1 pseudogene is annotated in these 518 nt (G+C 50.2%); it reads left to right on the forward strand.

Annotated elements, in window-relative coordinates:
- Nucleotides 1-104: 104 nt before the first annotated feature.
- Nucleotides 105-518: pseudogene (locus ACTHTY_RS11590) on the forward strand (hypothetical protein); the annotation flags it as partial.

Consider the following 518-nt stretch of genomic DNA (forward strand, 5'->3'; position numbering starts at 1 on the left):
GTTTGGGGGTTGTTTGTTTGTGTTTTGGTTGGGTTGTTTGTTTGTGTTGTGTTGGGGTGGGTTGTGGTGTGGTTTGGTTTTGTTGTGTTTGTTGGGGTGTTGTTGTGTTGGGGGTGGGGTTTGTTGTTGTGTGTGGGTGTGTGGGGTTGGGTGGGTTTTTTGGGTGGTTTGGGTGTGTTGGGTTTTTGGGGTGGTGTGTGGGGTGGGGTTTTGGTGTGGGTGTTTTGGTTTGTTTTGGTTGGGTTGTGTTTGGGTTTGTGTGTTGGGGGGTTGTTGTTGGGTGTGTGGTTGTTTTTGTTGTGGGTGTGTGTGGGTGTGTTGTTTGTTTTGGTGGGTGTGGTGGTGGTGGTGCCGTGTTGGAGGTGATGTCGGATGAACCGCGTAACAAATTCCTTGTGTGCGACGGCGATTTGGGACGCGTTATCGGCTATATCGAATCGCATACGTTGCTGACCTTATTTTTAAGAGAGAAGGATGTCCGGCTGACCGACAAGCGCGTGTTGCGTGAAGCCTTGTTT

The sequence above is a fragment of the Neisseria sp. P0019.S002 genome (assembly GCF_051957155.1).
Classification (GTDB): Bacteria; Pseudomonadota; Gammaproteobacteria; order Burkholderiales; family Neisseriaceae; genus Neisseria; species Neisseria perflava.